Annotated in this window: 22 protein-coding genes; 15 read left to right on the forward strand and 7 right to left on the reverse strand. The window is 68.9% G+C overall.

Annotated features, from left to right (window positions below; all coding sequences use genetic code 11):
* Positions 1-101 precede the first annotated feature (101 nt).
* Entirely contained in the window at positions 102-296 is a 195-nt protein-coding gene (locus HW466_RS22285) for a zinc-finger domain-containing protein (RefSeq protein ID WP_006749970.1), read from the reverse strand.
* A gap of 50 nt (positions 297-346) precedes the next feature.
* A complete protein-coding gene (locus HW466_RS22290) occupies positions 347-1,270 on the reverse strand; it encodes a branched-chain amino acid transaminase (protein ID WP_059447778.1) in 924 nt (307 codons plus the stop codon).
* 205 nt (positions 1,271-1,475) lie between these two features.
* Here HW466_RS22290 and HW466_RS22295 point away from each other — a divergent pair, with 205 nt between their 5' ends.
* The 3 genes from HW466_RS22295 to HW466_RS22305 all read left to right on the forward strand — a co-directional run bounded on the left by HW466_RS22295 (position 1,476) and on the right by HW466_RS22305 (position 4,029).
* Complete coding sequence (locus HW466_RS22295) at positions 1,476-2,231, forward strand: AzlC family ABC transporter permease (protein WP_059447777.1); 756 nt, start codon at positions 1,476-1,478, stop codon at positions 2,229-2,231.
* The gene (locus HW466_RS22300; protein ID WP_059447776.1) at positions 2,228-2,551 is read left to right on the forward strand and encodes an AzlD domain-containing protein; all 324 of its coding nucleotides are present in this window, start codon (positions 2,228-2,230) and stop codon (positions 2,549-2,551) included. Before HW466_RS22295 ends, HW466_RS22300 begins: the two co-directional genes overlap by 4 nt.
* Positions 2,552-2,832: 281 nt before the next feature.
* On the forward strand, positions 2,833-4,029 hold the full coding sequence (locus tag HW466_RS22305; protein ID WP_059792112.1) for a phosphoglycerate kinase: 1,197 nt from the start codon (positions 2,833-2,835) through the stop codon (positions 4,027-4,029).
* Between the two features lie 157 nt (positions 4,030-4,186).
* On the opposite strand, the gene HW466_RS32120 is transcribed toward HW466_RS22305, so the two are convergent.
* A complete protein-coding gene (locus HW466_RS32120; RefSeq protein ID WP_256097633.1) occupies positions 4,187-4,315 on the reverse strand; it encodes a hypothetical protein in 129 nt (42 codons plus the stop codon).
* Between HW466_RS32120 and pyk the strand changes: the two genes are divergently transcribed.
* The 6 genes from pyk (at position 4,314) to HW466_RS22335 (ending at position 11,119) form a co-directional block, all read left to right on the forward strand.
* Positions 4,314-5,750, forward strand: a complete 1,437-nt coding sequence (pyk, locus tag HW466_RS22310; protein WP_059447904.1) for a pyruvate kinase — start codon at positions 4,314-4,316, stop codon at positions 5,748-5,750. The two genes, HW466_RS32120 and pyk, sit on opposite strands and share 2 nt — an antisense overlap.
* A 319-nt stretch (positions 5,751-6,069) precedes the next feature.
* The gene (gene fba / locus HW466_RS22315) at positions 6,070-7,134 is read left to right on the forward strand and encodes a class II fructose-bisphosphate aldolase (RefSeq protein ID WP_059447775.1); all 1,065 of its coding nucleotides are present in this window, start codon (positions 6,070-6,072) and stop codon (positions 7,132-7,134) included.
* A 234-nt stretch (positions 7,135-7,368) separates the two neighbouring features.
* A complete protein-coding gene (locus HW466_RS22320; RefSeq protein ID WP_059447774.1) occupies positions 7,369-8,259 on the forward strand; it encodes a phosphoribosylaminoimidazolesuccinocarboxamide synthase in 891 nt (296 codons plus the stop codon).
* 17 nt (positions 8,260-8,276) lie between these two features.
* Entirely contained in the window at positions 8,277-8,798 is a 522-nt protein-coding gene (gene purE / locus HW466_RS22325) for a 5-(carboxyamino)imidazole ribonucleotide mutase (protein ID WP_059447773.1), read from the forward strand.
* Between the two features lie 87 nt (positions 8,799-8,885).
* Positions 8,886-10,079 (forward strand): 5-(carboxyamino)imidazole ribonucleotide synthase, encoded by a 1,194-nt coding sequence (locus HW466_RS22330; RefSeq protein WP_059447772.1) that lies wholly within the window; start codon positions 8,886-8,888, stop codon positions 10,077-10,079.
* 11 nt (positions 10,080-10,090) lie between these two features.
* Positions 10,091-11,119, forward strand: a complete 1,029-nt coding sequence (locus HW466_RS22335) for an L-threonylcarbamoyladenylate synthase (protein WP_174905690.1) — start codon at positions 10,091-10,093, stop codon at positions 11,117-11,119.
* A 102-nt stretch (positions 11,120-11,221) separates the two neighbouring features.
* Here HW466_RS22335 and HW466_RS22340 read toward each other — a convergent pair whose 3' ends face one another.
* From HW466_RS22340 to dacB, 3 genes are all read right to left on the reverse strand, one after another.
* Complete coding sequence (locus HW466_RS22340) at positions 11,222-12,361, reverse strand: SGNH/GDSL hydrolase family protein (RefSeq protein ID WP_059545410.1); 1,140 nt, start codon at positions 12,359-12,361, stop codon at positions 11,222-11,224.
* A 94-nt stretch (positions 12,362-12,455) separates the two neighbouring features.
* Positions 12,456-13,370 carry a sterol desaturase family protein gene (locus tag HW466_RS22345; RefSeq protein WP_059447769.1) on the reverse strand — a complete coding sequence of 305 codons (915 nt, stop codon included), beginning with the start codon at positions 13,368-13,370 and terminating at the stop codon, positions 12,456-12,458.
* A gap of 343 nt (positions 13,371-13,713) precedes the next feature.
* On the reverse strand, positions 13,714-15,246 hold the full coding sequence (dacB, locus tag HW466_RS22350) for a D-alanyl-D-alanine carboxypeptidase/D-alanyl-D-alanine endopeptidase (protein ID WP_174905689.1): 1,533 nt from the start codon (positions 15,244-15,246) through the stop codon (positions 13,714-13,716).
* A gap of 182 nt (positions 15,247-15,428) precedes the next feature.
* On the opposite strand from dacB, the gene HW466_RS22355 reads away from it, so the two are divergent.
* The 6 genes from HW466_RS22355 to HW466_RS22380 all read left to right on the forward strand — a co-directional run bounded on the left by HW466_RS22355 (position 15,429) and on the right by HW466_RS22380 (position 20,792).
* Positions 15,429-16,091 (forward strand): response regulator, encoded by a 663-nt coding sequence (locus HW466_RS22355; RefSeq protein ID WP_040141750.1) that lies wholly within the window; start codon positions 15,429-15,431, stop codon positions 16,089-16,091.
* Between the two features lie 3 nt (positions 16,092-16,094).
* On the forward strand, positions 16,095-17,441 hold the full coding sequence (locus HW466_RS22360) for an ATP-binding protein (RefSeq protein ID WP_059447767.1): 1,347 nt from the start codon (positions 16,095-16,097) through the stop codon (positions 17,439-17,441).
* A gap of 100 nt (positions 17,442-17,541) precedes the next feature.
* Positions 17,542-19,026: a DegQ family serine endoprotease gene (locus HW466_RS22365; protein WP_151006517.1), complete on the forward strand. Its 1,485-nt coding sequence runs from the start codon at positions 17,542-17,544 to the stop codon at positions 19,024-19,026.
* A 93-nt stretch (positions 19,027-19,119) separates the two neighbouring features.
* Positions 19,120-19,557, forward strand: a complete 438-nt coding sequence (locus HW466_RS22370) for a carboxypeptidase-like regulatory domain-containing protein (RefSeq protein WP_059506786.1) — start codon at positions 19,120-19,122, stop codon at positions 19,555-19,557.
* A 136-nt stretch (positions 19,558-19,693) separates the two neighbouring features.
* Positions 19,694-20,053 carry a DUF427 domain-containing protein gene (locus tag HW466_RS22375; RefSeq protein ID WP_151006518.1) on the forward strand — a complete coding sequence of 120 codons (360 nt, stop codon included), beginning with the start codon at positions 19,694-19,696 and terminating at the stop codon, positions 20,051-20,053.
* 28 nt (positions 20,054-20,081) lie between these two features.
* On the forward strand, positions 20,082-20,792 hold the full coding sequence (locus HW466_RS22380) for an SRPBCC family protein (RefSeq protein WP_059447763.1): 711 nt from the start codon (positions 20,082-20,084) through the stop codon (positions 20,790-20,792).
* A gap of 57 nt (positions 20,793-20,849) precedes the next feature.
* Here the strand turns inward: HW466_RS22380 and HW466_RS22385 are convergent, their stop codons facing one another.
* The gene (locus tag HW466_RS22385; protein WP_174905688.1) at positions 20,850-21,851 is read right to left on the reverse strand and encodes a helix-turn-helix domain-containing protein; all 1,002 of its coding nucleotides are present in this window, start codon (positions 21,849-21,851) and stop codon (positions 20,850-20,852) included.
* Between the last annotated feature and the right edge of the window lie 69 nt (positions 21,852-21,920).

Here is a 21,920-nt window from a genome sequence, read left to right on the forward strand (position 1 = left end):
GCATGCGCCGCGTTCGGGTTGTCAGAACAGGAAAAGGGCGGCGCGCCGGGGTTCCGGCTGCGCCGCCTCGCGTGCGGCGGGCCCAAGGGCCCGGTCGCGGCTCAGTGGCCCTTGACCACCTCGCCGTCGCGCAGCTTGTAGCGCGTGCCGCAGTACGGGCAGCGTGCCTCGCCGTGCGACACGTCGATGAACACGCGCGGGTGCGCACTCCAGCGCGCCATCGCGGGGTTCGGGCAGTAGGCGGGGAGATCCTTGGCCGTCAGCTCGACCAGCGGCATTTCCTTGATTTCACTCATGAGACTTTCTCTTATCACTCTTTTGTGGGGCGGTCGGTGGCGCAGCGCGCTCAGACCTTCGTCAGCCAGTGCGCGTACTTCGCGTTCTTGCCCGACACGATATCGAAAAATGCCGACTGGAGCTTTTCCGTGACCGGGCCGCGCGCGCCGCTGCCGATCGTGCGGTTGTCGAGCTCGCGGATCGGCGTGACTTCGGCGGCCGTGCCCGTGAAGAACGCTTCGTCGGCCGTGTAGACCTCGTCGCGCGTGATGCGCTTCTCGATCACCTCGATGCCGGCGTCCTTCGCGAGCGTGATGATCGTGTCGCGCGTGATGCCGTCGAGGCACGACGAAAGATCCGGCGTGTACAGCTTGCCGTTGTTCACGAGGAAGAAGTTCTCGCCGGAGCCCTCCGACACGTAGCCGTCGACGTCGAGCAGCAGCGCTTCGTCGTAGCCGTCGGCGGTCGCTTCCTGGTTCGCGAGGATCGAGTTCACGTACCAGCCCGACGCCTTCGCGCGCACCATGGACACGTTCACGTGGTGGCGCGTGAACGACGACGTCTTCACGCGGATGCCCTTCGCGAGGCCGTCCTCGCCGAGGTACGCGCCCCACGGCCATGCGGCGATCGCGACGTGGATCGTGTTGCCCTTGGCCGACACGCCGAGCTTTTCCGAGCCGACCCAGATGATCGGGCGCAGGTAGCACGACTCGAGCTTGTTCTCGCGCACGACTTCGAGCTGCGCGGCTTCGAGCGTTTCCCGGTCGAACGGCACGTCCATCTGGAAGATCTTCGCCGAATTCAGCAGACGTTTGGTGTGCTCGCGCAGACGGAAGATCGCGGTGCTGCCGTCGGCCGTCTTGTACGCACGCACGCCCTCGAAGACACCCATGCCGTAGTGCAGCGTATGGGTCAGGACGTGGATCTTGGCGTCGCGCCAGTCGATCAGCTTGCCGTCCATCCAGATCTTGCCGTCGCGGTCGGCCATTGACATAGGATTCTCCTGGGAAGCGGTTGTACAGCGGGTTGTGTGCAGCATTGAGCCGGAAAGACGCTTATTTTAGCGTCATTTGAAGGCGATCCGGTCGGTCGGCAAGGTGCCGGCGCTATAATCGCCCGGTACCGATTCCAATAACGACGGGTCGTACCGGCAGGAGGCGCCGGCGGCCCGGCGAACTGCCCGCCGCGGCCCGCTTCCCATGCTCGCTCGATTGTCCGCCACCGACCGCTTCGCGCTGATCCAGGGCGCGCGCGACTATTCCCCGACACTGATGGCGATCCTGTCCTGGGGGCTCGTGACCGGGGTCGCGATGAGCAAGTCGGTGATGACGCTCGGGCAGGCGAGCGCGATGTCGATCTTCGTCTACGCGGGCTCGTCGCAGCTCGCGGTGCTGCCGCTGCTCGTCGCGAAGCTGCCGATCTGGACGATCCTGCTCACGGCCGCGATGGTCAACCTGCGCTTCGTGATCTTCAGCGCCGGGCTTGCGCCCCATTTTTCCTACCTGCCGCTGTGGCGGCGCCTCGCAATCGGCTATTTCAACGGCGACGTGATCTACCTGCTGTTCCAGAAACAGGGCTTCGCTTACGGGCACGTGCCGGGCAAGGAGGCGTATTTCTGGGGGATGGCGCTCGCGAGCTGGGCGTCGTGGCAGGTGTCGTCGCTCGCCGGCATCCTGCTCGCGAGCCTTTTTCCCGCGAGCTGGGGGCTGGAGCTGGCCGGCACGCTCGCGCTGCTGCCGATCATCGTGTCGGCGGTCGCGAACCGCTCGACGGTCGCGGCCGTTGCCGTCGCGGGCATCGTGTCGCTGATCGCGTTCGACCTGCCGTACCGGCTCGCGCTGCCGATCGCGGTGCTGGCCGCGCTCGCGGCCGGCTGCATGGCCGATTTCTTCGTCGAACGCGCCGACTGGCGCCGCATCCGCACCGAAACCGTCCACGAGAAGGAAGTCGAATGAGCGCGACGGAAATCTGGATCGTGATCGTCGGAATGACGATCGTCACCGCCGTCACGCGCGCGCTGTTCCTGATCGGCGGCGAACGCACCGTGCTGCCCGAGCGCGCGCAGCGCGCGTTGCGCTACGCGCCGGCCGCCGCGCTCGTCGCGGTCGTGCTGCCCGACCTGCTCGAAACGCCGGCCGGGCTGTCGTTCGCGCTGTCCAACCATCCGTTCTATGCCGCGCTCGCCGGCCTCGGCTGGTTCTTGTGGCGGCGCAGCATGCTCGGCACGATCGTCGTCGGCATGCTCGTCTTCACCGTGCTGCGACTGATCTTCTGACGAATCGCCGTGCCGGCGCACCGGGCGCCGGCCGCTCGCGCGCATGGATTGCTGCATTGCGGAAAAAGGTCGGTGGCCGCGCGCGATCCCAAATAGGCGGAATTCGCCGCCGCACGGGTCAGTCTGCCGGATGGATCGGCTAGAATGCCCGTTCGAGATTTTTTACCCGTGCGCGTCATGCGAACCGCCAGCCACGGCCGCATCCGGCGCCCTTTCGCGGCAGCCCGCGCACGTCCAGCGTGAAACCCCCTTTCCCCATCCACTACTTCAATCTGTTCAACATGAGCCAAGTCAAGCGTCTTACCGACCTGATCGCCGCCGGCCAGCTCGCCGGCAAGCGGGTGTTCATCCGCGCCGACCTGAACGTCCCGCAGGACGATCACGGCAACATCACCGAAGACACGCGCGTGCGCGCGTCCGTGCCGGCCATCAAGGCCGCGCTCGACGCCGGCGCGGCCGTGATGGTCACGTCGCACCTCGGCCGTCCGACCGAAGGCGAATTCAAGCCGGAAGACTCGCTCGCGCCGGTCGCGAAGCGTCTCGCCGAGCTGCTCGGCCGCGACGTGCCGCTCGTGTCGAACTGGGTCGACAACGGCGTGAACGTCGCGCCGGGCCAGGTCGTGCTGCTCGAGAACTGCCGCGTGAACAAGGGCGAGAAGAAGAATTCGGACGAGCTCGCGCAGAAGATGGCAAAGCTCTGCGACGTCTACGTCAACGATGCATTCGGCACCGCGCACCGCGCGGAAGCGACCACCCACGGGATCGCGAAGTACGCGCCCGTCGCGTGCGCGGGTCCGCTGCTGGCCGCCGAACTCGACGCGCTCGGCAAGGCGCTCGGCAACCCGGCCCGCCCGCTGGTCGCGATCGTCGCCGGCTCGAAGGTGTCGACCAAGCTGACGATTCTGAAGTCGCTCGCCGGCAAGGTCGACCAGCTGATCGTCGGCGGCGGCATCGCGAACACGTTCATGCTCGCGGCCGGCCTGTCGATCGGCAAGTCGCTCGCGGAAGCCGATCTCGTCGCCGAGGCGAAGGCGATCATCGACGAGGCGCGCGAGCGCGGCGCGTCGGTGCCGATCCCGACCGACGTCGTGACGGCCAAGGAATTCTCGCCGACGGCCGCGGCCACGGTGAAGCAGGTCGCCGACATCGAAGCGGACGACATGATCCTCGACATCGGCCCGGACACCGCCCGCGCGCTCGCCAGCCAGCTCGAGAAGGCCGGCACGATCGTGTGGAACGGCCCGGTCGGCGTGTTCGAGTTCGACCAGTTCGGCAACGGCACCAAGACGCTCGCCGAAGCGATCGCCAAATCGTCCGCGTTCTCGATCGCGGGCGGCGGCGACACGCTCGCGGCCATCGCGAAGTACGGCATCCACGACCAGGTCAGCTACATCTCGACGGGCGGCGGCGCCTTCCTCGAGTTCCTCGAAGGGAAGAAGCTGCCGGCAGTGGAAGTGCTCGAAACGCGGGCGGCCTGAGCGTGGCGGCGCGCGCAGGGGTGACGAGGGCCGCGCGCTCCGCGAAAGCGGAGCAGCCGGCCGGCGCGGGCAAGCGCAAACGCGCGCCCGCGCGGGCGAACTCGACCCCGCGCGCACCGGCGGCCGCCGGCGACGCGGTCGTGCAGCACCACGAGATTCAGAACAAAGCGATGCCGGGCGCAAGCACCGGCACGCCCCCCGGAACGGCCGCCGCTGGGCCCGCCGATTCCGGCTCTCGCAGCGTTTCACCCAGCGCATCCACCTTGATCCAGATGAGGAGTTTCATGCAGCGCGCCACCAAGATAGTCGCCACGATCGGCCCGGCTTCCAGTTCGCCGGAGATTCTGCTGCAGATGATGCAGGCGGGCCTCGACGTCGTGCGGCTCAACTTTTCGCACGGCACGGCCGACGATCACCGCCAGCGCGCCGAGATGGTGCGCGAGGCCGCCCGCAAGGTCGGCCGCGAGATCGCGATCATGGCCGACCTCCAGGGCCCGAAGATCCGCGTCGGCAAGTTCGAGAACGGCAAGACGACGCTCGTGCCGGGCCAGGCCTTCATCCTCGACGCGGGCTGCGAACTCGGCAACGACGAGCGCGTCGGCCTCGACTACAAGGAACTGCCGCGCGACCTGAAGCCGGGCGACCTGCTGCTGCTGAACGACGGCCTGATCGTGCTGACCGTCGAGCGCGTGCTCGGCGACGAGATCCACACGATCGTCAAGGTGGGCGGCGAGCTGTCGAACAACAAGGGCATCAACCGCCAGGGCGGTGGCCTGTCGGCGCCCGCGCTGACCGCGAAGGACATGGAGGACATCCGCACGGCGATGTCGCTCGGCGCGGATCTCGTCGCGGTGTCGTTCCCGAAGAACGCAACGGACATGGAAATGGCGCGCCAGCTCGCGAACATCGCGGGCGCGCCGTACGGCATCAAGCCGAAGATGATCGCGAAGATCGAGCGCGCGGAAGCGATTCCGGCGCTGCAGAGCATTCTCGACGCGTCCGACGGCATCATGGTCGCGCGCGGCGACCTCGCGGTCGAAGTCGGCAACGCGGCCGTGCCGGCGCTGCAGAAGCGCATGATCCGGATGGCGCGCGAGTCGAACAAGCTCGTGATCACCGCGACGCAGATGATGGAATCGATGATCCACGCGCCGGTGCCGACCCGCGCGGAAGTGTCCGACGTCGCGAACGCGGTGCTCGACGGCACCGACGCGGTGATGCTGTCGGCCGAGACGGCCGCCGGCAAGTACCCGGTCGTCACGATCGAGACGATGGCGGCCGTATGCGTCGAGGCGGAAAAGTCCGAGCACGTCGAGCTGGACAAGGATTTCCTCGACCGCACGTTCACGCGGATCGACCAGTCGATCGCGATGGGCGCGCTGTTTACCGCATATCACCTCGGTGCCAAGGCGATCGTCGCGCTGACCGAATCGGGCGCGACCGCGCTGTGGATGTCGCGTCACTACACGCACGTGCCGATCTTCGCGCTGACGCCGCGCGTCGGCAGCGAGCGCACGATGGCGCTGTACCGCAACGTGACGCCGCTGCACGTCGACTTCAACAGCGACCGCGACTCGGCGCTGCAGGCCGCGCTCGAGATCGTCGTCAAGCAGGGCTACGTGCAGCACGGCGACATGGTCGTGCTCACCGTCGGCGAGCCGATGGGGCAGGCGGGCGGCACCAACACGCTGAAGATCGTGCGGGTCGGCGAGCATTACTGAGCGCCGGCGCGCGCCGGCGCGCGCCGGGGCGGCCGGTTGGCCGTCCACCGGCCGCCGGAGCCGATCCGGCACCGTTTTTTGACGAAAGCCGCGCGGGGTCCGATGCCCCGCGCGGCTTTTTTTCTGTTTTTTGGCCCGATTGTGCCGTGCGAAGGTAACAAATTGCGAGTACGCGCCACCGGCCGGTCGGAATCGGAGGCGCTTCGCGATAAAATGCGGCTATTCGACGCTCAGCCGCGCCGCGCCGTCCCGGCTCACAAGGGAGCGAGCGCCGCGCCGGCGTCAGGGCGCACCGGTTTTCATTCCAAGGAGTTCCACAATGCCTCTCGTATCAATGCGTCAATTGCTGGACCACGCGGCAGAGCACGGTTACGGCCTGCCGGCCTTCAACGTGAACAACCTGGAGCAGGTCCAGGCGATCATGGCGGCGGCGGATCAGGTAGGCGCGCCCGTGATCATGCAGGCATCGGCCGGCGCGCGGAAGTACGCGGGCGAGCCGTTCCTGCGTCACCTGATCGAAGCGGCGGTCGAGTCTTATCCGCACATCCCGGTCGTGATGCACCAGGACCACGGCCAGTCGCCGGCCGTTTGCATGGCCGCGATCCGCAGCGGCTTCACCAGCGTGATGATGGACGGTTCGCTCGAAGCCGACGGCAAGACGGTCGCCTCGTACGAATACAACGTCGACGTATCGCGCAAGGTCGTCGAGATGGCGCACTCGATCGGCGTGACGGTCGAGGCTGAACTCGGCGTGCTCGGCTCGCTCGAGACGATGAAGGGCGACAAGGAAGACGGCCACGGCGCGGAAGGCACGATGACCCGCGAGCAGCTGCTGACCGACCCGGAGCAGGCCGCCGACTTCGTGAAGCTCACGCAGTGCGACGCGCTCGCGATCGCGATCGGTACGTCGCACGGCGCGTACAAGTTCTCGAAGAAGCCGACGGGCGACATCCTGTCGATCCAGCGCATCAAGGAAATCCACGCACGCATCCCGAACACGCACCTCGTGATGCACGGTTCGTCGTCGGTGCCGCAGGAGCTTCTCGCCGAGATCCGCGAATTCGGCGGCGACATGAAGGAAACCTACGGCGTGCCGGTCGAGGAAATCCAGGAAGGCATCAAGCACGGCGTGCGCAAGATCAACATCGACACCGACCTGCGCCTCGCGATCACCGGCGCGATCCGCCGCTACATGTTCGAGAACCCGGGCAAGTTCGACCCGCGCGACTACCTGAAACCCGCGCGCGAAGCGGCGAAGAAGGTGTGCGTCGACCGTTACCTCGCGTTCGGCTGCGAAGGCCAGGCCGCGAAGATCAAGCCGGTCTCGCTCGACAAGATCGCCGAGCAGTACAAGTCCGGCGCGCTTGCGCAGGTCGTGCGCTGAGACTGTAGTACGATTGCCCCGCCCGGTCCTGCCGCCGGGGCGAGGCTGGCCGCCGCGGCGCCGGATTCGGTCCGGGCCCCGGGGCGGCCGCTCCATCCGGCCGAACGAGGGCCGGCCGGCAGCCGGCGAGCCTGAGCGCCCGCCGGCGCGCCGACGCATTGCAAGACCGCCGTTCCCGCCTGCCGCGGGGAACGGCGTTTCCCTTTTGTTTGGCTCCTTATCTGCGAAAAGACGATGTCTACCCTTTACGAATCCACGCTCCGCTCGCTGCCGCTCCTCGGTCGCGGCAAGGTCCGCGACAACTACGCGGTCGGCAACGACAAGCTCCTGATCGTCACGACGGATCGCCTGTCGGCATTCGACGTGATCATGGGCGAGCCGATTCCGAACAAGGGCCGCGTGCTGAACCAGATGGCGAACTTCTGGTTCGACAAGCTCGCGCACATCGTGCCGAACCACCTGACCGGCGACGCGCCGGAATCGGTCGTCGCGGCTGACGAAGTCGAGCAGGTGAAGGGCCGCGCGGCCGTCGTCAAGCGCCTCGAGCCGATCATGATCGAGGCGGTCGTGCGCGGCTACCTGGCCGGCAGCGGCTGGAAGGAATACCAGCAGTCGGGCGCCGTGTGCGGCGTGAAGCTGCCGGAAGGGCTGCAGAACGCGCAGAAGCTGCCCGAGCCGATCTTCACGCCGGCCGCGAAGGCCGAGCTCGGCGAGCACGACGAGAACATCACGTTCGAGGAAACCGAGCGCCGCATCGGCACCGAGCTGGCCGCGACGATCCGCGACATCTCGATCCGTCTGTACAAGGAAGCGGCCGACTACGCGGCGACGCGCGGCATCATCATCGCCGACACGAAGTTCGAATTCGGCCTCGACAACCACGGCAAGCTGTACCTGATGGACGAAGTGCTGACCGCCGACTCGTCGCGCTTCTGGCCGGCCGACCAGTACCAGGTCGGCACCAACCCGCCGTCGTTCGACAAGCAGTTCGTGCGCGACTGGCTCGAGGCGCAGCCGTGGGGCAAGACCGCGCCGGCACCGGCACTGCCGGCCGACGTCGTCGAGAAGACGGCCGCGAAGTACCAGGAAGCGCTCGAGCGCATCACCGGCCAGCCGCTCGCCTGAAGGAAGGAACGCACGAAATGAGTGAAGTCCAGACTGCCCACACGCACAGCGCGCCGCTCGTCGGCGTGCTGATGGGTTCGAGTTCCGACTGGGACGTGATGAAGAACGCGGTCGCGATCCTGCAGGAATTCGGCGTGCCGTACGAAGCGAAGGTCGTGTCCGCGCACCGGATGCCCGACGAGATGTTCGACTATGCGGAGAAGGCGCGCGAGCGCGGGCTGCGCGCGATCATCGCGGGCGCGGGCGGCGCCGCGCACCTGCCCGGCATGCTCGCCGCGAAAACCACGGTACCGGTGCTCGGCGTGCCGGTCGCGAGCAAGTACCTGAAGGGCGTCGATTCGCTGCACTCGATCGTGCAGATGCCGAAGGGCGTGCCGGTCGCGACGTTCGCGATCGGCGAGGCCGGCGCCGCGAATGCCGCGCTGTTCGCGGTGTCGATCCTGTCCGGCACGTCGGTCGACTACGCGAACCGCCTCGCCGCGTTCCGCGTGCGCCAGAACGAAGCCGCGCACGCGATGGTGCTGCCGCCGCTCGAATGACGGTGCACCGGCGGCCGCACGGCGATTCGGCGGCCGCCCGATTTTCCCCACTGCGGCGGGCATTGCCCGTCGCGACCGACCACTGACATGACCGCAACTCCTGATTCCGTTTCCCCGATCCTGCCCGGCGCGTGGCTGGGCATGGTCGGCGGTGGCCAGCTCGGCCGCATGTTCTGCTTTGCCGCCCAGTCGATGGGCTATCGCGTCGCCGTGCTCGATCCCGATCCGACGAGCCCCGCCGGCGCGGTCGCCGACCGTCACCTGCGCGCGGCCTACGACGACGAAGCCGCGCTCGCCGAACTGGCCGGGTTGTGCGATGCCGTGTCGACGGAATTCGAGAACGTGCCGGCCGCGAGCCTCGATTTCCTCGCGCGCACGACGTTCGTCGCGCCGGCCGGCCGCTGCGTCGCGGTCGCGCAGGACCGGATCGCGGAGAAGCGTTTCATCGAGGCGTCGGGCGTGCCGGTCGCACCGCACGTCGTGATCGAATCGGCGCAGGCGCTCGCCGCGCTCGACGACGCCGCGCTCGACGCGGTGCTGCCGGGCATCCTGAAGACGGCGCGCCTCGGTTACGACGGCAAGGGCCAGGTGCGCGTGAGCACCGCGCGGGAAGCGCGCGACGCGCATGCATCGCTCGGCGGCGTGCCGTGCGTGCTCGAGAAGCGCCTGCCGCTGAAATACGAAGTGTCCGCATTGATCGCGCGCGGCGCGGACGGCCGCTCGGCCGCATTTCCGCTCGCGCAGAACGTGCATCACAACGGCATCCTCGCGCTGACCGTCGTGCCGGCGCCGGCCGCCGACGCCGCGCGCGTCGAGGAGGCGCAGCAGGCAGCCGTGCGGATCGCCGACACGCTCGGCTACGTCGGCGTGCTGTGCGTCGAATTCTTCGTGCTGGAGGACGGCTCGTTCGTCGCGAACGAGATGGCGCCGCGCCCGCACAATTCCGGCCATTACACGGTCGATGCGTGCGCCACGAGCCAGTTCGAGCAGCAGGTGCGCACGATGACGCGCATGCCGCTCGGCAACCCGCGCCAGCATTCGCCGGCCGCGATGCTGAACATCCTCGGCGACGTGTGGTTCCCCAACGGGGCGGCCGAGGCCGTCACGCCGCCGTGGGACACGGTCGCCGCGATGCCGGCCGCGCACCTGCACCTGTACGGCAAGGAAGAGGCGCGCGTCGGCCGCAAGATGGGCCACGTCAACTTCACGGCGCCGACGCGCGACGAAGCCGTCGCCGCCGCCAACGCGTGCGCGCAACTTCTGCGCGTGCCGCTCGACTGAGGCGCCAGCCGATGTCCATCGATCTCCCGAAGTCGGTGACGCCCGCGCAGATCGACGCGGCCGCCGCGCTGCTCGACGCCGGCCAACTCGTCGCGTTCCCGACCGAAACCGTCTACGGGCTCGGCGGCGATGCGGCGAATCCCGAGGCCGTCGCGCGCATCTACGCGGCGAAGGGGCGCCCGGCGAACCATCCGGTGATCGTGCATCTGCCGCCCGCCGGCGATCCCGCTTACTGGGCCGAAGAACTGCCCGCCGATGCGCAGGCGCTGATCGATGCATTCTGGCCGGGCCCGCTGACGCTGATCCTGAAGCGCCATGCACGCATACCGGACGCCGTGAGCGGCGGCCAGGATTCGGTCGGCCTGCGCTGTCCGTCGCATCCGGTCGCGCAGGCGCTGCTGGCCGCGTTCAGCGCGCGGCGGGGCGGCCATGGCGGCGTCGCCGCGCCGTCCGCGAACCGCTTCGGGCACGTGAGCCCGACCACCGCACAGCACGTGCGCGACGAATTCGGCGACACCGTGCACGTGCTCGACGGCGGCCCGTCCGAGGTCGGCATCGAATCGACGATTCTCGACCTGTCGCGCGGTTTCCCGGCGCTGCTGCGCCCGGGCCACGTGACGCCGCAGCAGATCGCCGACGTGCTCGGCCGCGCGCCGCGCCTGCCGGACGGCAGCGATGCGACCGCGCCGCGCGCGTCCGGTACGCTGAAGGCGCATTACGCGCCGCGCACGCCGCTCGCGTTGCTGCCGTTCGACTCGCTCGAGCCGCTGCTCGCGGCCGCGCAGACGGACGGCGAACGTGTCGCGCTTGTCGCACGCGCCTCGCGCGCGGGACGCTGGGCCCAGGCCGACGGCGTGCATTTCGTCGCGGCACCGGAAGATCCGCAGGCGTATGCGCGCGACCTGTACGGCATGCTGCGCGCGCTCGATCGTGCGCAGGTCGCACGCATCCTCGTCGAGAAACTGCCCGAGACCGTCGAGTGGATCGCGGTCAACGATCGTCTCGGCCGCGCGGCGGCGGCGTTCGAAGCGCGCGACTGACGCAGCCGCTCGGATCCGGCGAGCCAGCGAAGAACCAGCAAAAAAAACGCCTGACCGGCGCGAACCGGTCAGGCGTTTTCGTTTGTGCGCGTGGCCGGCGGCTTACTTGCCGACGCCGGACTTCGCGATCTGCTGCTCGACGTATTGCGCGAACAGCGCGTGCAGGCGCGTGGTCGGGTGGACCGTATCGGCGAACATGTACGTCTGGTCCGCGTTGGCGGTCGTGTAGGTCTGCGGCGAGCAAAACAGCGACGAGCCGAACGCGGTCGCGTTCGCGACGCCGTACTGCGTGGCGGCCTGGACCATCGCCTTCAGGTTGCACGCCGTATCGGTATTCGACACGCTGAAGCCGTTCGCCTGGTAGTTGGCCGCGATGCCGTCCTGCCACGTAAACGCGTCGACCACTGCGTATTTCGTCGTGTCGACCTTCAGTGCGGCCAGCGTGCCGACCAGCGTCTTGTTGAAGAGGCCCGACAGTTGCGTGAACGCGGCCTGCGTGCCGCCTTGCAGCGCGAGCGGCGTGCCGCCGATGTCCGGCACGGTCGCGACGAACACGTGCGTTGCACCGGCCGCGACGATCTGCTGGACGATGCCGCCGAGCTGCTGGGCGGCGAGGCCGATCGCCTGCGCGGCCGCGAGTTGCGCGGCCGGCGTGTTGCCTTGCGCCTGCGCGACCTGCGCCTGATAGAAGATGTCGTTCGCGCCACCGTTGATCAGCACGATCTGACCGGCGTTGAAGCTGCCGTGCTGCGACAGGTACTGCTTGACCTGATCGGCGATCGGCGTCGTCGTCGCCTGTGCATAGTCCGAGTTCGCGACGCTGGCGTCCGCGTGGCCGATGCCCGGTTGCAGCGTCACGCGCGAGCCGCCCTGCGCGTAGCCGAGGCCGCCCGTGGCCTGCAGCGGAATGCCGAAGCCGCCCTGGTTCGCGGGTTGCAGCGTGTCGCCGTAGTACTGCGCGACGTCCTGCGTCCACACCTGGCCCGGGTTGGTCGTGAAGCGGCCGCCGCCGAAACCAAGCTTGATCTGCGAGTAGGTGCCGACGTCCGACAGGCTGTCGCCGAACGACACGATCTGCATCTTCACGCCGGACGGCGGCGTGTTCGACGCGCTGCTGCTGTTGTTGTCGTCGCCGCCGCCGCACGCGGCGAGCAGCGCGAGCGCGGCGCCCGCGATCGCCACCTGCGCGGTACGCAACAGGCGTTGACGGTGGCGCGTCGGGATTTGTCGTTGTGACTGCATCGTTCGATCTCCTCGTAGATATGGCCCGATGTGTTTCTCATCTGCCGCGCGCCGGCTCGGATCCGGGCTGCGCGGCGGCCGTTGGCTGAAACGGTTATTGGTCGCGAACGGCCGCAAGCGGCGCGGTGCGCGGATCGTGATTCGCGGCCTCGGCGATCTGCGCATGATAAGCGCTCGCCCATTCGGGCGGGCCGAAAATCGCGCGCAGCTTGTTGCGCCATCCTTGGACGCGCAACGCGTCGGCCGCCATCGACACCCACTCGTGAAAGGTCGCGACGAGCGGGTTGTTCGAGCCCAGCGGCTCGACGATTCCGTATTGCGGCGGATCGTCGGGCGACTCCTCGACGTAGCTGCCGAACAGGCGGTCCCAGATCACGAGCACGCCTGCGTAATTGCGGTCGATGTAGCGCGGGTTGCGCGCATGGTGCGCGCGATGGATCGACGGCGTGTTGAGCACGTATTCGAGCCAGCCGAGCTTGCCGATCGCCTGCGTGTGCACGAAGAACTGGAACGCGAGGTTGATCAGCACGATGCCGACGATCTGCTGCGGCGGAAAACCGAGGAACGCGAGCGGCAGCCAGAACGCCCACATGCCCGCGACGGGATACATGAGGCTCTGCCGGAACGCGGTCGAGAAGTTCATCCGCTCGGACGAGTGATGCACGACGTGCGCGGCCCACAGCCAGCGCACGCGATGGCTCGCGCGATGGAACACGTAGTAGAGGAAGTCCTGGCCGACGAACAGCACGGCGAACGACAGCCAGCCGTCGTGCCACGTGAACAGCCGGAAATGTGCGTAGCAGTACGCATAAACGGGGATCACGAACAGCCACGCGAGCTTGTCGGCGCCCTGGTGCATCAGGGCGAGCACCGCGTTGCACAGCGTGTCGCGCCACGCATAAACATGGTCCTGCGCGCGCGTGCGGGCGAGGTGCCAGGCTTCCCACGCGATGCAGAGCAGGAAGACGGGTGCCAGCGCGAGCAGAAGCAATTCGACGTCGAATCGCATGGGCGTGTCTCCTCCTTTCCCCTGCAAGCCGTGAGGCCGGGCGTACGGCCCGTTGTAGATATCGGTCAGGCCAACAGCCTACGCAATCGCCACGCGCTAGGCGAGGGGGCAGCGTAGAGGGTTCCCTCTGAGGACAGGGTTCTACGGAAGTCATGCGCAACGGGGCCGCGCGGTGCGGCCCCGTTTTATGGTCGGCGCCGGCGGGCGATGGAACGTTGGCGGGCGGCCGATGCCGTTTCAAACCGTGCCGGCGAGATTCCGGTGCCGTGCGCGGCCCGGCGGATGCTGCCGTGGCGCGATCGACGCAGGCCGGTGGCGGGGCGCTGGCGCGCCGCGTGCGGCGTCAGTGCGCGCCCGCGTAGATCCATTCGAGCAGCGTGTCGTGCGCGGCGCGCGCGGCTTCCGCGTGATCGTCATTGATGAAACTGACGACGATGTAGCTCTGGCCGTCGGCACCGGCGACGTAGCCCGCGATCGCGCGCACGTCGCGCAGCGTGCCGGTCTTGATGTGCGCGTTGCCGAGCACGCCGGCGTTGGTCAGGCGGTTCTTCATCGTGCCGTCGATGCCGGCGATCGGCAGCGAATCGATGAACGCCTGCGCGACCGGGCTTGCGTTCGCGGCCTGCAGCAGCGCGGCGAGCGACTGCGCGCTCACGCGCTCGTCGCGCGACAGGCCCGAGCCGTTCTCGAGCTCGAGGTCGGGCATCGCGATCCCGCTCTTCTGCAGGAACGCGCGAATCGCGCGGCTCGACTGTTCGGGTGTCGCGGGCGGCTTGCCGGCAACCGCGCCGATCGTCAGGAACAGGTTGCGCGCCATCACGTTGTTGCTGAACTTGTTGATGTCGTAGACGATGCTGCCGAGCACGGGGCTGTGATGGACGGCGAGCGGGCGCGCGGAGGTCGGCACCTTGCCTTCGCTGACGGGGCCCGCGATCGTGCCGCCGTCCTGCTGCCACAGCGCAAGGAAGCCGCGCGCGAAGAACGTCGTGTGATCGAGGATCGCCAGGTTGGTCGTGCGCGCGCCGCAGCGCAGCGGGTAGTCGCCGACGAACGACGCGGTCATGATCCCGCCGCCGGCCGACAGCGTCGGACGCGCGGCCGCGGCGGCCGCGCCGCACGACCCCGTGCCTTCGTACAGCTGATTGTCGATCGACAGGTTCGCGAGCGGCGGCAGCACGTCGACGGCGACCTTGCCGTCGTCGCCCGGCGTGACCGTGAACGACACGGCCTTGAACGCGTACAGCAGCGGATCGGGGCCGACGTTGTACGGCGCGCTCGCGTCGTCGTCGAACGACGGCAGGTCGCGCGTCGACGCGGCGAAATAGCTCTTGTCGAGCACGAGGCCGCCGGCCACGCGCTTGATGCCCGCCTTGCGCAGCTTGTCGACGAGGTCGATCAGTTCCTCCGGCACGAGCTTCGGATCGCCGGTGCCCTTGATGTACAGGTTGCCCTGCAGCGTGCCGTCCGGATCGACCGGGCCGTCCGCATACGCGGTGGTGCGCCAGCGGTAGTCGGGGCCGAGGATCGACAGGCCCGAGAAGGTCGTGACGAGCTTCATCGTCGACGCCGGCATCATCGGCCGGTTCGCATTCCATGCGATCAGCGGCTCGGGGTCGCCGACGCGCTCGACGACGACGCTCATCGCCGATGCCGGCACCTTCGCGCGCTGCAGCGCGACGAGCACCGACGCCGGCAGGCCGGCCGCCCGCGCGGCGGGCGACACGACGGCGGTCTTGCGCGCTTCCTTGTGGGACTTCTTGCGGGCCTGCGCGGACGGTGCGAACGCAAGGGCCGTGCAGGTGGCGACGACGGCGGCCGCGCGCAGGAGCGGGCGGGCGCGGGGGGCGAACCGGGTGGAAAGATCGGAAATCGGCATGGGCGAATACGGGAAAAGCACGGAATTCGGGCGGGGCGCGCGCGGCGCCGGAGCGCACATTGTAGAGACAAGTGCGGACATGTCCGTTGAATCCGCCTTTCTATTGCATTGCACCGGGCGCACGCGATTCGCGGCGCTACAATGATCGCCATGTTTGACTCGCCCGATGGGTTCCAGCTCCGATGCGGATTCTGCTTGTTGAAGACGATCGCATGATTGCCGAGGGCGTACGCAAGGCGTTGCGCGCCGACGGCTTCGCGGTCGACTGGGTACAGGACGGCGACGCCGCGCTCACGGCGCTCGGCGGCGAGACGTACGACCTGCTGCTGCTCGACCTCGGCCTGCCCAAGCGCGACGGCATCGACGTGCTGCGCACGCTGCGCGCGCGCGGGCTGTCGCTGCCGGTGCTGATCGTCACCGCGCGCGATGCGGTCGCCGATCGCGTGAAGGGCCTCGACGCGGGCGCCGACGACTACCTCGTCAAGCCGTTCGACCTCGACGAACTGGGTGCGCGGATGCGCGCGCTGATTCGCCGCCAGGCAGGGCGCAGCGAGTCGCTGATCCGTCACGGCGCGCTGACGCTCGACCCTGCTTCGCACCAGGTGACGCTCGACGGCGCGCCCGTCGCGCTGTCCGCGCGCGAGTTCGCGCTGCTCGAGGCGCTGCTCGCGCGGCCCGGCGCGGTGCTGTCGAAGAGCCAGCTCGAGGAAAAGATGTACGGCTGGGGCGAGGAGATCGGCAGCAACACGGTCGAGGTCTACATCCACGCGCTGCGCAAGAAGCTCGGCTCGGATCTGATCCGCAACGTGCGCGGGCTCGGCTACATGGTCGTCAAGGAAAGCTGACGCGTGAGGTCGATTCGTCATCAATTGCTGATCTGGCTGCTCGCGATCGTCGTCGCGGGCGTGGGCGCCGCGGGCTGGCTCATCTACCGGCAGGCGCTCGCCGAGGCGAACGAGCTGTTCGACTACCAGCTGCAGGAAATCGCGGCGGCGCTGCCGTCCGAGCCGTTCTCGCAGGTGTTCGGTTCGCGCACCAACGGCGACGAAGGCATCGTGATCCAGATCTGGAACCGCAACGGCGTGCTGATGTACTTCTCGCATCCGCGCGCGCCGATCGCGCCGCGCGCGGAGCTCGGCTTCTCGACCGAGCGCACCGATCGCGGCGAATGGCGCGTGTACGGCGCGATCGTCGGCGACAACGTCGTGCAGCTCGCGCAGCCGCTGTCGGTGCGCAACCGGCTCGCGGCGAACGTGGCGCTGCGCACGCTGTGGCCGTTGATCGTGCTGCTGCCGTTCCTCGGCGCGGCGGTGTGGATGATCGTCGGGCGCGGGCTCGCGCCGCTTGGCCGCGTGACGCACGCGGTCGAGGCGCGCCGGCCCGAAGCGCTCGATCCGTTGCCCGATGCGCGCCTGCCGCTCGAGGTGCAGCCGCTCGTGCGCGCGCTGAACGGGCTGCTCGCGCGGCTGTCGGCGGCGCTCGATACGCAGAAGGCCTTCGTCGCCGATGCCGCGCACGAGCTGCGCACGCCGCTCGCGGCCGTGCAGATCCAGGCGCAGCTCGTCGCGCGCGCGAAGGACGACACGTCGCGCCGCGAGGCGCTCGCCGATCTGCAGGACGGCGTCACGCGCGCGACGCGCCTCGCCGAGCAGTTGCTCGCGCTGGCGCGCGCCGAACCGGACGGCGCGACGATGCGCGAGCCGGTCGACCTGCAGGCGCTGCTGGTCGAATGCGTGGCCGCGTATGCACCGCTCGCGCAACGGCACAGCATCGATCTCGGCTTCGAGGACAGCCACGCGGCGACCGTCGTCGCGGACGTCGGCGCGCTGCGCGTGATGTTCGGCAACCTGCTCGACAACGCGGTGAAGTACACGCCGGACGGCGGCCGCATCGACGTGTCGCTGACGCGCGACGCGGCCGGCCGCATCTGCGTGCAGATCGGCGACAGCGGCCCCGGCATCCCGGCCGACGAGCGCGAGCGCGTGTTCGACCGCTTCTATCGCGACAGCTCCGCGCGCGCGCGCGCCGACGTGTCGGGCAGCGGGCTCGGGCTGGCGATCGTCAAGCGCGTCGCGGCGCAGCAGGGAGCGACGGTAACGCTCGGCGACGCGGCCGCGGGCGGCCTGCTCGTGAGCGTCGTGTTCCGCGACGCCGAGACGCCGGCGCCCGTGCCGGAGGCGTCCGAATCGGTATGACGAACGGCGCGGGCGACGGCCTAAGCCTCGTTTAAGGTTGATTAAGCCTCCTTTAAGTCAGGGTCGATACGCTGCGTCCTAACAACGAGGAGGTCCTACGATGAACACCCGATTCCTTGCGCGCGGCGCCGTCGCGGTCGCCGTGGCGGCCGCGCTGTCCGCCGGCTACGTCGCGGGCACCCGCCGTGCCGATCCGCAGATCATCACGCCCGCGCAGGCCGCGGCGCTGATGCCGGCCGAAGCCGCGGCGAAGACCGGCATTCCCGATTTCTCCGGGCTGGTCGAAACCTATGGCCCGGCGGTCGTGAACATCAGCGCGAAGCACGTCGTGAAGCAGGTGTCGCGGCGCGTGCCGCAGCCGCAGCTGCCGATGGATCCGAGCGATCCGTTCTACCAGTTCTTCAAGCACTTCTACGGCCAGGTGCCGGGCATGGGCGGCGACACCCAGCCGGACGACCAGCCGAGCGCGAGCCTCGGTTCGGGATTCATCGTCAGCGCGGACGGGTACATCCTCACCAACGCGCACGTGATCGACGGCGCGAACGTCGTCACGGTCAAGCTGACCGACAAGCGCGAGTACAAGGCGAAGGTCGTCGGCTCCGACAAGCAGTCCGACGTCGCGGTGCTGAAGATCGACGCGAGCGGCCTGCCGACCGTGAAGATCGGCGACCCGGCGCAGAGCAAGGTCGGGCAGTGGGTCGTCGCGATCGGTTCGCCGTACGGCTTCGACAACACGGTCACGTCCGGCATCATCAGCGCGAAATCGCGCGCGCTGCCCGACGAAAACTACACGCCGTTCATCCAGACCGACGTGCCGGTCAATCCCGGCAACTCGGGCGGCCCGCTGTTCAACCTGCAGGGCGAGGTGATCGGCATCAACTCGATGATCTACTCGCAGACGGGCGGCTTCCAGGGGCTGTCGTTCGCGATTCCGATCAACGAGGCGATCAAGGTCAAGGACGAGCTCGTGAAGACGGGCCACGTGAGCCGCGGCCGCCTCGGCGTCGCCGTGCAGGGGCTGAACCAGACGCTCGCCAGCTCGTTCGGCCTGCAGAAGCCGGACGGCGCGCTCGTCAGTTCGGTCGACCCGAACGGCCCGGCCGCGAAAGCGGGCTTGCAGCCGGGCGACGTGATCCTCTCGGTCAACGGTTCGCCGGTTGCCGACTCCACGTCGCTGCCCGCGCAGATCGCGAACCTCAAGCCGGGCTCGAAGGCCGATCTGCAGGTGTGGCGCGACAAGGCGAAGAAGTCGGTCACCGTGACGCTCGGCGCGATGACCGACGCGAAGCTGGCATCGAACGACGGCGGCCCCGTCGAGCAAGGGCGCCTGGGTGTCGCAGTGCGTCCGCTGACGCCGCAGGAGCGCAGCGCGACCAACCTGTCGCACGGGCTGATCGTGCAGCAGGCGGGCGGCCCGGCAGCCAGCGCGGGCATCCAGCCCGGCGACGTGATCCTCGCGGTGAACGGTCGCCCGGTCACGAGCCCGGAGCAGCTGCGCGACGCGGTCAAGGGGGCAGGCAACAGTCTTGCTCTGCTGATCCAGCGCGATAATGCACAGATCTTCGTGCCGGTCGACCTGAGCTGACCGGTGGTCGCTGCGGGCCGGCTGCGCCGGCCTGAGCGGGCGCCGCCGGCGGTCCGCCCGCGGTGCTGTGTTCCGACCCGAAAGGAGGGAGCCATGCAATATCTACGCAACGTGTCCCGATTTGCCGTCGCCGCGGCGCTGGCCGCCGGCTTCGCCGTCGCCGCGCCCGGCGCGTACGCACAATCGGACGGCTTGCCGGCGGCGAGCCAGCAGGGCGATGTCAGCTACGTGTCGGGCGGCATCGGCAAGGATCAATCGACGGCATTCGAGCGCAACGAAGCGGCGTGGCCGCTCGCGCTGCGTTTCACCGGCAAGGGCGGCGAATATCTGGCCGACGTCCATGTGCGGATCGTCGATGGCAAGGGCACCGAGCTGCTGGCGACTGACGCGCGCGGCCCGTACATGCTCGTGAAGCTGCCGCCCGGGCGCTACACAGTGCATGCGTCGTACCAGGGAAGCGACGAATCGCGCGCGGTCACGGTCGGTACGAAGGGCGGCGCGAAGGCCGCGTTCCAGTGGAGTGCGCAGTAGCGCATCGCGCGGGCGCGGCGAGGCCGCGCAATCGGATGCGGTTTCGCCCATAATGAGAGCCACGGCACCTGTGCCGTGGCTTTTTCGTTTCCTGCGCCCGGCCTGCCCGCCGGGGCCGCCGACCGGAGGAGAAACGATGTCCGACGCTGCCGACCCTCGCCTCGAAATCGTGCCGAACCGCCATCGCGTGCGCGTGATCCATCGCGGCATCACGTATGCCGATTCGCACGGTGCGCTGACCGTGCGGGAGACGGGCCTGCCGGACATCCATTACCTGCCGCGCGGCGACGTCAACATGCACCGGCTCGTGAAGTCGAGCGTCACGTCGGTTTGCCCGCTGAGGGGCCGTGCCGTGTATTTCAACCTGCAGACCGAAGACGGCGTGATCGAGAACGCCGCATGGAGTTACGAGGAACCGGGGGAGACGGCGTTCGCGCTCGCGCACTACGTCGCCTTCGACGTCGCGCGGGTCGACAGTCTCGTCGAGACGTCCTGATGCGGCGCGCGTTCATCGGGGAGGCATCATGGAACTGAACGACGCGTTACGCGTGCCGCTCGCGCCGGCCGTCGTGCGGGAGGCATTCGAGGACCTCGCCTTGCTGCGGGCGAGCTTCGACCATTGCGAATCGTTCGTGGAGCACCCGCACGGCGAATTCGCGCTGACCATCACGGTGCCGCTCGGGCCGCTGCGTGCGCGCTACGACGTGCGTGCGCATTCGGCGAGCGAGCAGGGCGACGCGGAAGGCCAGCCGCGCCGCCTGCTGAACTTCAAGGCGCGGGCCGACGGCCTCGGCGCGCTGCGCGGGCAGGTCGAGCTGGTGCTGCGGGCGGACGATGACGACGCGGCCGCGACGCGCATCGAATACGTGGTGTGGGCGACCGCGAGCGGGCCGCTTGCCGAACTGCCGGCACGGCAGATCGAGAACGCGCTGCACGAGTGGACCGACGATTTCTTCCGCGAATTCTGCGCGGTCGTGCAGGCGAAGCACGGTCTCGTGCCGAATCGCGCGCGTTCGAGCCCGCACCGTCGCCAGCATGTGTTTCTGCGGCCCGCGTCGCTGCTGGCCGCGGCGAAGCGCCCGCTGCCGCCGCACCTCGGCGGTGCGTTGAGCGGCCGCGTCGCGAGCGCCGTGCATCATCGCGAATCCGGGCCGCTGCCCGTCTGGGCGTGGGCGGCGATCGTCGTGTTCGTCGCGCTGCTGCTGTACGCGGCGCGCTGGATCAACGGCGCCTGAGCGGCCCGCCGGCGTGCCCGGGCGTCACCCGGCCGCGCGCCGGCGACGCGACGGCCATCAGCCTCGCGCGTCGGCCCCGGCGTCGCGAAATTCCCTCCGATACGCCGATGGCGACGTGCCGAGCGCTCCCGCGAAATGCTGGCGCAGCGACACGCTCGAGCCGTAGCCGGCCGCCTGCGCGATCGCGTCGATCGAATGCCCGGTGGTTTCCAGCAGATGCTGCGCGCGCGCGAGCCGCTCGGCCTGCAGCCACGCGGTGACGGTCGTGCCGGTCGCCTGGCGGAAGTGGCGCGTGAACGTGCGCCGGCTCATCAGCACGCGCTGGGCGAGCGAATCCACGCTGTGTGCGATGTCCAGATGCGCGCGTACCCAGTCGAGCAGGCCGGCGAGCCGCTCGTCGCGCGGATGCGCGGCAACCGGCTGCGGTACGTATTGCGCCTGTCCGCCCTGGCGGTGCGGCGGGATCACGAGACGGCGCGCGATCTGGTTCGCGGCGTCCGAGCCAAAGCGCCGCCGCACGACGTGCAGGCAGCAGTCGAGCCCGGCAGCCGTGCCGGCCGACGTCATCAGGTTGCCGTCGTCGACGTACAGCACGTCGGGATCGAGCTTCACGCGGGGAAAGCGCTGCGCGAAGTCGTCGGCCCACGCCCAGTGCGTCGTGGCCGGGCGCCCGTCGAGCAACCCGGCCGCCGCGAGCACGTACGCGCCGAGGCACAGGCCGACGACCTGCGCGCCGCGCGCGGCGGCCGCGCGTACGGCATCGACCAGCACGTCGGGCGGTGCTTCGTCGGGATCGCGCCATGACGGCACGATGACGATGTCCGCGTCGTCGAGCGCATCGAGCCCGTAGGGCGTGGTGATCGTGAAGCCGCCCGTCGTCGACAGCGGGCCGCGCTCGGCCGAGCACACGCGAAACTCGAACACCGGCATCGCGGCCACATCGCGTTCCTTGCCGAACACGACGGACGGCACCGACAGGTGAAACGGACTGATGCCGTCGTACGCGATCACGGCGACGACGGTCGGGGCAGCGGCAACGGACGACGCAGCGGCGCGCATGGCAGGCTCCCGAATGGCGATGGCCCGATTTTATCGAAGAATGGCTATCGGGCCACTGTCTGTCGGCGC

The sequence above is a fragment of the Burkholderia territorii genome (assembly GCF_902833055.1).
Classification (GTDB): domain Bacteria; phylum Pseudomonadota; class Gammaproteobacteria; order Burkholderiales; family Burkholderiaceae; genus Burkholderia; species Burkholderia territorii.